The sequence below is a fragment of the Devosia alba genome (genome assembly GCF_039938915.1).
Classification (GTDB): domain Bacteria; phylum Pseudomonadota; class Alphaproteobacteria; order Rhizobiales; family Devosiaceae; genus Devosia; species Devosia alba.
Window position 1 is genome coordinate 46,085 of sequence record NZ_JBDUUI010000015.1, and the last position, 9,897, is coordinate 55,981.

The 9,897-nt window shown below is 61.7% G+C and carries 10 protein-coding genes and 1 tRNA gene; 6 read left to right on the plus strand and 5 right to left on the minus strand.

What is annotated here, in order from left to right:
• Positions 1-11 precede the first annotated feature (11 nt).
• Positions 12-635 carry a glutathione S-transferase family protein gene (locus ABFY71_RS16790; RefSeq protein ID WP_347947082.1) on the plus strand — a complete coding sequence of 208 codons (624 nt, stop codon included), beginning with the start codon at positions 12-14 and terminating at the stop codon, positions 633-635.
• Between the two features lie 61 nt (positions 636-696).
• Here the strand turns inward: ABFY71_RS16790 and sciP are convergent, their stop codons facing one another.
• The 3 genes from sciP to ABFY71_RS16805 form a co-directional block, all read right to left on the minus strand.
• A complete protein-coding gene (sciP, locus tag ABFY71_RS16795; RefSeq protein ID WP_035102845.1) occupies positions 697-975 on the minus strand; it encodes a CtrA inhibitor SciP in 279 nt (92 codons plus the stop codon).
• 204 nt (positions 976-1,179) lie between these two features.
• Positions 1,180-1,911, minus strand: coding sequence for a flagellar hook assembly protein FlgD (locus tag ABFY71_RS16800; protein WP_347947083.1), 732 nt, complete (start codon positions 1,909-1,911; stop codon positions 1,180-1,182).
• Positions 1,912-1,923: 12 nt separating this feature from the next.
• Complete coding sequence (locus ABFY71_RS16805; RefSeq protein ID WP_347947084.1) at positions 1,924-3,486, minus strand: flagellar hook-length control protein FliK; 1,563 nt, start codon at positions 3,484-3,486, stop codon at positions 1,924-1,926.
• Between the two features lie 250 nt (positions 3,487-3,736).
• Here ABFY71_RS16805 and mnmA point away from each other — a divergent pair, with 250 nt between their 5' ends.
• On the plus strand, positions 3,737-4,888 hold the full coding sequence (gene mnmA / locus ABFY71_RS16810; RefSeq protein ID WP_305581970.1) for a tRNA 2-thiouridine(34) synthase MnmA: 1,152 nt from the start codon (positions 3,737-3,739) through the stop codon (positions 4,886-4,888).
• Between the two features lie 5 nt (positions 4,889-4,893).
• Here the strand turns inward: mnmA and ABFY71_RS16815 are convergent, their stop codons facing one another.
• Positions 4,894-5,088 carry a hypothetical protein gene (locus ABFY71_RS16815; protein ID WP_347947085.1) on the minus strand — a complete coding sequence of 65 codons (195 nt, stop codon included), beginning with the start codon at positions 5,086-5,088 and terminating at the stop codon, positions 4,894-4,896.
• Positions 5,089-5,182: 94 nt separating this feature from the next.
• On the opposite strand from ABFY71_RS16815, the gene ABFY71_RS16820 reads away from it, so the two are divergent.
• Together ABFY71_RS16820 and ABFY71_RS16825 are read left to right on the plus strand one after the other, a co-directional pair.
• Complete coding sequence (locus ABFY71_RS16820) at positions 5,183-5,752, plus strand: RNA polymerase sigma factor (RefSeq protein ID WP_431021549.1); 570 nt, start codon at positions 5,183-5,185, stop codon at positions 5,750-5,752.
• Positions 5,749-7,779 carry a vWA domain-containing protein gene (locus ABFY71_RS16825; protein WP_347947086.1) on the plus strand — a complete coding sequence of 677 codons (2,031 nt, stop codon included), beginning with the start codon at positions 5,749-5,751 and terminating at the stop codon, positions 7,777-7,779. The genes ABFY71_RS16820 and ABFY71_RS16825 overlap by 4 nt, the downstream gene beginning before the upstream one ends.
• A 59-nt stretch (positions 7,780-7,838) precedes the next feature.
• Here ABFY71_RS16825 and ABFY71_RS16830 read toward each other — a convergent pair whose 3' ends face one another.
• Positions 7,839-8,789, minus strand: coding sequence for a ring-cleaving dioxygenase (locus ABFY71_RS16830; protein WP_347947087.1), 951 nt, complete (start codon positions 8,787-8,789; stop codon positions 7,839-7,841).
• 230 nt (positions 8,790-9,019) lie between these two features.
• Between ABFY71_RS16830 and ABFY71_RS16835 the strand changes: the two genes are divergently transcribed.
• Together ABFY71_RS16835 and ABFY71_RS16840 are read left to right on the plus strand one after the other, a co-directional pair.
• Positions 9,020-9,096: transfer RNA gene (locus tag ABFY71_RS16835), tRNA-Met, on the plus strand.
• 449 nt (positions 9,097-9,545) lie between these two features.
• Positions 9,546-9,821 carry a hypothetical protein gene (locus tag ABFY71_RS16840; RefSeq protein WP_347947088.1) on the plus strand — a complete coding sequence of 92 codons (276 nt, stop codon included), beginning with the start codon at positions 9,546-9,548 and terminating at the stop codon, positions 9,819-9,821.
• Positions 9,822-9,897: the final 76 nt, after the last annotated feature.

Genomic DNA, 9,897 nt, shown 5'->3' on the forward strand with positions numbered 1-9,897 from the left:
GGTTCTCGAACATGCTCAAAGTCCTCGGGCGGGTAACGTCGATCAATGTGCGCAAGGTGCTGTGGGCACTCGATGAATTAAACATCGCCTATGAGCGCGAAGATTGGGGCATGCCGCTGCGCGATCCCAAGGTGCCGGCATTTATGGCGCTCAATCCGAACGCGCAGGTTCCCGTGCTCGTCGAGGACGACTTCGTGCTGTGGGACAGTATCGCCATCATGGGCTACATCAACCAGGCTCATGGCAAGGGCGCGCTGACCCCGGGCAATGTGCGGGAACAGGCGTTGGCGATGCAATGGGTGCAGTGGCAGAGCAACGAGATGGGTAGTCATTGGGGTTACCCGTTGATGTCGATCGCGCGCCGGGCGCCGGGCTTTGATGATCCGCAGAAATTGGCGAACAGTATCGCGGCGTGGACGGGCAAGATGGAGATCATCGAGGCGCATCTGGCCAAGGGCGGTGCGTTTGTCGTCGGAAACCAGTTCTCGCTGGCCGATATCGCCATCACGCTGGGCCTGCACCGCTGGTTTGCCATTCCGTTCGAGCACGCGCCGATGCCCGCCGCAGAGGCCTATTATCAGGCCATGGCGCAACGCCCGGCCGCCATGGCATGGCTGACCGCCAACGCGCCGTAACAGCAAAGCCCGCCCGGCGAGCCGGGCGGGCTTTGGATATCTGAGCTATGAGCGCGTGCGCTCAGCCTTCGCGATAGTGCTGGATCCAGGTGGTCCGTAATCCAGCCAGGCCATGCTTATCGATAGCCGCTTGCCAATTCAAAAATTCATCGACGCTGAGTGTATAGCGGTCGCAGGCCTCCTCGAGGCTGAGCAAACCGCCGCGCACGGCAGCGACGACTTCGGCTTTGCGGCGAATGACCCACCTCCGCGTATTGGCGGGGGGAAGATCTGCAATCGTGAGCGGACTTCCGTCCGGCCCGATAACGTACTTAACGCGAGGTCGCATCTGTACGGTCATTTTACTCTCTACTCAAACCTGACCATATGTTGAGTAGACTAGGGCAACTGCCTTAAAATTCGACTAAGGCAAAGCTTACAACAGGTTAAGGGCTGTCCTGACTTTGTGGGTATTGGCGGCGCGCGGATTTGACTGACTCGCGGTCAGCAAAACACCCTCAGTTGGTGCCTGAGGGTGCGCATAGTTTGTCCGGAGCGGGGTGCGCTAAGCGTCCGTCTCGGTCTCGGTCTCGGTCTCGGTATCGGTATCGGTATCGGGGTTCGGCACGGCGGTCACGTCAGGAATGCGCACATCGGTCACATCCGTGATGGCGACCCTGCGGCTGCCCACAGTGAGGATCGGTATGTCGCCGGTGAAATCGACAGCCGTGACGACACCGATCGAGGCGGTGCTGATTTTGACGGCCTTGCCATTGGCGTCGGTGCCCTTGATATCGATGGTATAGACGCCGTTCGGCTTGGCACTGCCATCGCCGCCGATACCGTCCCAGCGGAACGTGCCCGGGCCTACATTGAGCGGACCGTTCTGGGTGTAGACGACCTGGCCATTGGCGTCCTTGATGGTCACGTTGGCGTTGGTCGCATTGGCGTCGGCGCTATAAGCCCAGAACACGGCGTCATCATCGGTGAGCTCGCCCGTCTTGCCCGATGAGGTTACTTCCTTGCCGATATAGGAGACGGCATCGGACTTGGCGGTATTCTGACCCGCCAGCATCAGGGTTTCCAGAAAATCATTGGTCTTGAGCTGCTGCTCGACGCCGGAGAACTGCACCAATTGCTGGGTGAACTGGTTGGTGTCGAGCGGATCGAGCGGGTTCTGGTTCTTGAGCTGGGTGGTCAGAATGCTCAGGAAGGTGTCGAAATTGTCAGCAATGCCGGCACGCGCTGATGCCGTCTGTGTTGCGCTGGTGGATCCGGATACGCCACTGACTGCCATGACATCTACTCCTTACGCGATGATGTTGACGCCGCTCGCCGTGAGGCTGCCGCGATACAGGTTGATGATGGGTGGAGCCTCGTCGAGATCGTCGGCTCCGTTTCCGTTCAGGCTGAACTGCTGGCCCTGATCATCCCGGCCCTGCTGCTGGCCGCCGCTGAAGGGGCTCTGCTTGAGCGAGAATTCGAGATTGGTCTTGCTGGAATCGAGCCCGGCCTGCTGCAGTGCCTTTTCCAGCGCGCGCTGGTCGCGTTGCATCAGATCAAGGGTTTCGGACTTTTCCACCACCAGGCGAGCATTGATCTGGCCGGACTTGTCGATGTCGAGACGGACGTCGATCCGGCCCAGTTCGGCCGGATCAAGCCGGAGCTGGAACCTTGTATTGCCATCAGTGACCTGACGCACCAGCTCAAAGGCCAGTTGCGGCAGGTTCAGCTGTTGCTGGCTGGTCTGGTAACCGGCCTGAATCACGCGCGGAGCGACGGCGTCGACGCGGGCGGCCTGGGGCGCTGTTGCCGTCATCGCCGGCGCCTCGCTACGGGCATCGCTGGGCGTGGCGGGGGCTGCGAGGGGCTTGTTGTCGCGCTTGTTGCTATCGGCTGGCTCGCCATCGGACTTGTCGGCATTGCCGCTGGTCGCCGCGAGCTTGACTGCCGCGTCGCCAGTGTCGCCACTTGTCCTGGAACCGCTGCCGGGCGTGCTGGAATCAGCGCTGGCGCCGGGTGGAGCGGGCGCGCCGATGGCACCTGGATCGGCCTTGCCGGTCAGAACCGGCTCGGTCAGTTTGAGGGTTGGAGTGGCCAACATTGTTGCGTCGGCCGTACTGGCAAGCTTGGGTGTCGCGTTGAGCAGTCTGGCCAGCGCGGCTTCGAGATCGGCATCAAAGCTGGCGGCTTTGTCGAGACCGAGGGCTGCCAGCTTGTCAGTGCTGAGCGCGTCATTGTTGAGGGCCTGGAGCAGTGCTGCCAGTTTGTCGCCGATCGCCTTGATCTGGGTGGAAAGCTCAGCGCTGGCTGAGGGAGCCGCCTCGCCGCCGAGCAGGGTCTGCGCCAGCGGGACCAAGGCATTGGTCAGTTGCGCGGCCGCATCGGTCTGATCGGCGGCGGTCAGGGCCGCCAGATCCGGTATCGCCGACAGATCGAGGTCGAGCTGTTCGGCCAGGCCATCGAGGGCGGTGTTGATGTCAGCGAGCAATTCGGGATCGAGCGTTTCGCCGGCATCCAACGCCTGCTTGAGGCTGGCGAGGTCGTTGATCAGATCGGTCAGCAGCGCCTTGGTCTCGGCAGTGGTCTGAACGGTCTGGGTGCCGTCCGTGAGTGCAGCGATGGCGTCGGGATCCTCGGCATCGCCCGTGCCCTTGCCTAGACCCTGCAGCAGGTCGACGATCTTGTCCGCGTCCTGCTCGGACTTCTTGCCAGCAGTTGGACCGCTGATGGCCTGGCTCGCCCCGCCGAGCAAGGCGGCAAAGGTATCGGTGGTACCGTTGTCGGCTTCCGCTCCATTGGGGTTGCCGAACGGCTTGGAGGCCGGGGCGCCCGTTGGCGGTTTAGAGGTAACGGTGAGATGAGATGCCACGACAGAGGCTCGCAAAAATAGACCAATCCACCCTTATCAATGCAAGTGCCTTGCCAAGTCGGATTTTTTACAAAAATCCTTGGTTTGTCAGATGGTTATAGAAGGTATGTGGACGTGGTCCGGGCAACAGAACGGGACGGGACGGCAAATGTTGCCGGGCAATTGTTGCGGGCAGGGGACGAAAGGAGTATCTAGCGGCCACCAAAATTTGGTCCGCTGGCCCTTGAACCCAACCGGATACAGGACAAAAATGAACTCGCTTGATATTGCCAAGCGCCCGGAGGACACGCGCGTTGTTGTCGCGATGTCTGGTGGCGTGGATTCCTCGGTCGTGGCGGGCCTGCTGGCCCAACAGGGTTATGACGTCGTCGGCGTCACGCTGCAGCTCTACGATCATGGCGAGGCCACCCATCGCAAGGGCGCCTGTTGCGCCGGGCAGGATATTCACGATGCGCGCCGGGTGGCGGCAGCGCTCAATATTCCCCATTACGTGCTCGATTATGAAGAGCGCTTCAAGCAGAGCGTGATCGCGCCGTTCGCCAATGCCTATCAGCAGGGCGAAACGCCCGTGCCATGCATCGCCTGCAACCAGTCGGTCAAGTTCGTAGACCTGATGACGGTGGCCCGGGATCTGGGCGCCGACGTGCTGGCGACGGGCCATTATGTGCAGTCACGGCTGGGCGCTGACGGACGCCGGCAGCTATTCCGGCCGGTAGATGGGGAGCGCGACCAGACCTATTTCCTGTTTGCCACCACGCAGGAGCAGCTCGACTACCTGCGCTTCCCGCTGGGCGGCATGAGCAAGGCTGCGGTGCGCGAAATGGCGCGCGAGATGGGGCTGGAAATTGCGGAAAAGCATGACAGCCAGGATATCTGCTTCGTGCCACAGGGCAAATACGCCGATATCATCCGCAAAATGCATCCCGAGGCGGTGGAAGGTGGCGAGATCGTGCATCTGGATGGCCGCGTCCTGGGCAGCCATGCCGGGATCTTCAATTACACCATTGGTCAGCGCAAGGGACTGGGCATTGCGGCGGCCGAGCCGCTCTATGTGATCAAGCTGGAGCACAAGACACGCCAGGTCATCGTCGGGCCGCGTGAGGCGCTCAAGACCCATACGGTGCGGCTGCGCGATGTGAACTGGCTGGGCGGCACGCCACTGGCTGAACTCAGCGCTGGCAATGGGGCGCCGGTCGAGGTCAAAATCCGCTCCACCACCGGGCCGCAAGCGGCGGTGATCCAGAGCCGGGATGGCGAGGTGTTCGTCACGCTGGTCAGCGGCGAATATGGCGTGTCACCGGGCCAGGCCTGCGTGTTCTATGCCGATGACAGCGCCACCTCGGAAGTCTGGGGTGGCGGGTTTATCGCCGAAGCCGTGCCGCAGGTGTTTGCCGCTGCCTAAGGCGATTACTGGGCTGGCGTCGCGCCGGGAGCGGCTTCTGCTTCAGCCTTGGCTTCGTTGGCAGCTTGTTTGAGCTGCTGATAGGAGCTGAGACCGCCCATGGCAGTGGAGATGGCGATCAGCACCAATACAGCCCCCAGGATGAGCATGATGACGCGCCCCTGGTTGAGGGCGAAAGGTTTTTGCTTGGGTTCGTCCATTGGATTGGCCTTCATAAAAAACTGCGGACGCCACCCAAAGGATAGGCGGCGCACCGGCGTCTTACCACTAAGGTGAGACCAAAGGTAAGCACGAGTGTACGCTCCGGTGATGGGACTGACTGCCGCATTGGCCAAGGAGGACGCCAGCGCCGTGACGCGGGCGCTGGTCGTGCGCGCGCAGAATGGTGATGCGGCGGCGTTCAGCACCTTGATTGCAGCCCATTATGAGCTGATCCACCGGGCGGCCTGGAAATGGAGCGGCAATGCCAGTGACGCTGAAGACGTCGCACAGGATGTCTGCGTCAAGCTGGGCCGGGCGATTGCCGGCTTTGACGGTCGTTCGGCATTTTCGAGCTGGGTGTACCGCATCACCATCAATGCGGTGCGCGACATGCAGCGCCAGTCGATGCGGCAGGCGCGCCATGTCGATGCCTATGCCGAGGTGGCGCCAGCGGACCACCCTGCCGAGCAGGAAGAGGCGGCAACCAGCGCCCAGATATGGACGGCGGTGCGGCGTCTGCCCGAGAAACAGCGCGATGCAGTGCTGCTGGTTTATGCCGAAGAACTGAGCCATGCGGCGGCGGCCGAGATCATGGGTATTGCCGAGGCCACCGTGTCGTTTCATGTGCATCAGGCGCGCAAGACCCTGAGGGAATTGCTATGAGCAATGAGTTTCCAAACGATCCCTTCGAACAATTGCGCGGCGCCCAGGCGCCAGCGCCGCATGCTGATGTGCGGCAAAAGGCGCTGGCAGCCGGCATGGCGGCCTTTGCAGCGCAGCAGAATAAATCGAGGGCACCGACCCAAGGAAGCGGCTGGGGGCAGCGTCTGACTGCCATCATCACTTCCTGGAAAGGGAAATCGATCATGGATCTGCGTATCCCCATTGGTACTGCCGCCATTGCACTGCTGGTGCTGCCGCTCGGCTATCAGCTTTATACGAGCACCTCGATGACGCCCGCCGATTTGGTGGAACAGTTGCCGGCGGCAAATATTCAGCCGCCAGCTGAACTTGCCACTTCGGAGGGGCAGGTCACGGTGCCGGAGACGGCCAGCAAAAGCGTGGCGCCCATTGTGGGCCGCGACAAGTCGATCGCGGCGCCTGAGCCAGCGCCGCTGCAGACCATGCGGGTGATGACGCCTGCGGCCACGGCCGAAAGTGATGCGCTCGCCATGCCGGCGCCGCAGCCGTCCATGGTGGCGCTACCGAGCCAACCGAGCGGCGACACCTTCGCCGGCTTTGACGAACAGCGGCTGAAGTCCGTGACAGATGAGCCGGTCTCAACCTTCTCGATCGATGTCGATACCGCGAGTTATTCCTATGTCCGGCGCATGCTGGAGGATGGCTATGTGCCCGAGCCCGACGCAGTGCGTATCGAGGAGTTGCTGAACTACTTCCCCTATGACTATCGCTCTGCCGAGAGCGCTGCGGCGCCGTTCAGGCCGAGCCTGGCGGTCTATCCGACGCCGTGGAACGCCAGGACGCAATTGCTGCAGATCGGCATCAAGGGCTATGAGCCCGCTGGCGGCGCGGACAAGGCGAGCAATCTGGTGTTTCTGATCGACAGCTCGGGGTCGATGGACGAGCCCGACAAGCTGCCGCTGCTGAAGCGCGCGTTCGCCCTGCTGGTCGATCAGCTTTCGGCCAATGATACGGTGTCCATTGTGGTGTATGCCGGTTCGGCCGGGGTGGTGCTGGAGCCGACTGTGGCGACGCAAAAGGCAAAAATTCTCGGCGCGCTGGATCAGTTGTCCGCCGGCGGCAGCACGGCGGGGGCGGCGGGCATCGCGCTGGCCTATCGACTGGCCGAGCAGAGCAGGGTCGAGGGTGGCACCAATCGGGTGATCCTGGCCACTGACGGCGATTTCAATGTCGGCATCGATGACCCCGACGCGCTGGAGGATTTCATCAAGAGCAAGCGCGATGGTGGGGTGACCCTTTCGGTGCTGGGCTTTGGCCGGGGCAATCTCGACGATGCGACGATGCAGGCGCTGGCCCAGACCGGCAATGGCAATGCCAGCTATATCTCCAGCTTCCGAGAAGCGCAGAAGGTGCTGGTCGAGGAAATCGGGGGTACGCTGGACATGATCGCCAAGGACGTCAAGATCCAGGTCGAGTTCAATCCGGCCGTAGTCAGCGAGTACCGGCTGGTGGGCTACGAGACGCGGGCGCTCAACCGCGAGGATTTCAACAATGACGCGGTGGATGCCGGCGATATCGGTGCGGGCCACACGGTAACAGCGATCTACGAAATCACGCCGGCTGGCTCGGGCGCCGGGCTGATTGATCCGCTGCGCTATGGGCAGACGACGGTGGCGCCGGAGGCCGGCGGGGAAATCGCCTTCCTCAAGATGCGCTACAAGCTGCCCGATAGCGATGTGAGCCAGTTGATCGAGCAGCCCGTGACGGCAGACGTGGTCTATGGCGACATTGCCGAAGTGGGCGTGGACCAGAAATTTGCCGCTGCGGTGGCCGCGTTCGGGCAGAAGCTGAAGGGGTCGGATTACGGCGCGGCGATGGGCTGGGATGCGATTGAGGCACTGGCCCGGTCGGGCATGGGCAGCGATGAAAGCGGCTATCGCGCCGAGTTCATCCAGTTGGTCAGGACGGCGAGCCTGTTGAAGCCCGATGTGGCCAGGTCTGCTCCCGAAAGCGAGGGAGATGAAAAGGTCCCGCAACCCTTGCTCTGACCTGGTGCTCAACGCGCCAGATCACCCTCTCCCACAAGGGGAGAGGGGAAGAAAGGGTCCTAAACCAGCGGCTTGAGACCGGCTTCGATGCTGGCCCGCCGCCCTTCCAGGAACGGTGGCAAAGCCAGGCTTTCGCCCAGGGTTTCCAGCGGCTCGTCGGCGGTAAAGCCGGGTACATCGGTGGCAATCTCGAACAGGATGCCATTGGGTTCGCGGAAATACAGCGAGGTGAAGTAGTAGCGCTCCACTTCGCCGCTCGAACGAATGCCGGCCCTGGTCACGCGGTCGATCCATTGCCGCAGACTGTCCTGGTCAGGGGTGCGGAAGGCGACGTGATGCACGCCTCCAGCTCCGGGGCGAGCCGGGCCCATGCCAGGATCAACCACGACATGCAGCTCGGCGCCGGGGCCGCCAGGTCCCATTTCAAAGACATGGGTTTCTGCCGTGTGGCTGGTGGCGGCATAAGAGCGGGTCTTGCGCATGTTCATCACCTGGGTGAGCACCGCCTCGGTCCGATCCAGCCGGGGCACAGCCAGGGAGATGGGACCCAGGCCAATGATCTGGCGTTCGGCGGGCACGGGCGACTTGGCCCAGGGCATTGCCTTGTTGGCCTCGTCGATCACCATGCGGAAGCGCTGGCCCTCGAAATCCTCGAAATCGAGCGAGAGCTGACCATTGCGTTCCTTGATCGCGCTGGTGCCGACATTGCTGGACTGCAAATGGTCTTTCCACCAGTTCAGGCTGTCGCGGCTATCGACGCGCAGGCCAGTGCGGCTGACCGTGTGATTGCCGCGCTGCTCGCGGACCGTGTCGAAATCAAAGAAAGTCAGATCGGCGCCGGGCGAGGCCACGCCATCGCCATAGAACAGGTGATAGGCAGTGGTGTCGTCCTGGTTGACGGTCTTCTTGATCAGCCGCATGCCCAGGGTCTGGGTGTAAAAGGCCAGGTTCTTGTTCGCCTCGGCGGTGACCGCCGTGAGGTGATGGATGCCTCCGAGTTCGAGCGTCATGGGTACTGTCTCCTGTTGGCCGACGCGGGGGGCGTCGTGCCTGTTGGCCTAGATGTAGTGCATCACGCCAGGATTTGGCAGCAGCGCTATCAGGACAGACTGGTGCCAATATTTGAACAGCGCGCGTATGATCGCAGAAGCAAGTCGGCAAGCCGCTTGACAGTGGCGGTCGCCAAACCTAAATAGTCGGCAATTGCACCGCGTCCCGATCGGGCGCGCGCAAGGCTTTTGGCGAAGTAGCTCAGTTGGTTAGAGCAGCGGAATCATAATCCGCGTGTCCCCAGTTCAAATCTGGGCTTCGCTACCAATTCAAGACCCTCGGAGACCGAAAGGTTTCTGAGGGTTTTTTTTATTTGGGCGTGCCGTGAGACCCGTCAACTGCGGAAAGCTGTTCTCCGCAGCCAGGTTGCTACTGTCCCGATCGGTCGCGCGTTCGAGTGGACGAGAATAAAACGTCGGCTCATGGCGGCAGCGGGCGCCGGTATTTTATGTCGTACGACAGAGTCTGATGTCTCTCGCCCCACTGCGGACGCGGGGCTATGCCGGTCTGGCAGCCAAACTTGGGGGTCGGTGCAAGGGACGAATGGACTGGCCGGTCGCCTTCAGGTGACGCGGCGGGAAATCTATAATTCTCCTGCTTGATAGAATTGAGCAAGTCGAAGGGAGGATCGCCCTAACGGCGTGGGAGAGGGTGGTGATTAATTGAGGTCATCGGCGAACAACAGAAGCCGAAGCAACCTCGAAAGGAAATTCACTATGTTTCGCAATATCAGCGTCGTCCCCGTCGCCCTCGTTCTTCTCTCGTCCGTCGCCATCGGCTCGGAAAACGCGTCCGACGATTACGACATCCACGGTCGCTCCATCCCGTCGATCACCGCCGATCTGGCTGAGTATTCTGGTATCGATGCGAACCGGGTCGAAGCCTGGGGCGACAATATCGTTGTTCATACGCAAGACCAGAACGGCGCCAATCTTACGGTCCTCGTGGACAAGAACACCCTGCGCCCCGTTGCAGACGGTTCGAGCTCCTAAGCTGTGCAGTAAGCCGACAGCCATGTCGTGACACAGCGACAGGGCCATGATTTCGGACGGCCTGAGCACCCGCAAG

Coding starts and splice junctions, on each gene's coding strand:
- ABFY71_RS16815 (WP_347947085.1), bottom strand. CDS start 5,088: ATGGACGAACCCAAGCAAAAACCTTTCGCCCTCAACCAGGGGCGCGTC.
- ABFY71_RS16840 (WP_347947088.1), top strand. CDS start 9,546: ATGTTTCGCAATATCAGCGTCGTCCCCGTCGCCCTCGTTCTTCTCTCG.
- ABFY71_RS16830 (WP_347947087.1), bottom strand. CDS start 8,789: ATGACGCTCGAACTCGGAGGCATCCATCACCTCACGGCGGTCACCGCC.
- ABFY71_RS16825 (WP_347947086.1), top strand. CDS start 5,749: ATGAGCAATGAGTTTCCAAACGATCCCTTCGAACAATTGCGCGGCGCC.
- ABFY71_RS16790 (WP_347947082.1), top strand. CDS start 12: ATGCTCAAAGTCCTCGGGCGGGTAACGTCGATCAATGTGCGCAAGGTG.
- mnmA (WP_305581970.1), top strand. CDS start 3,737: ATGAACTCGCTTGATATTGCCAAGCGCCCGGAGGACACGCGCGTTGTT.
- sciP (WP_035102845.1), bottom strand. CDS start 975: ATGACCGTACAGATGCGACCTCGCGTTAAGTACGTTATCGGGCCGGAC.
- ABFY71_RS16800 (WP_347947083.1), bottom strand. CDS start 1,911: ATGGCAGTCAGTGGCGTATCCGGATCCACCAGCGCAACACAGACGGCA.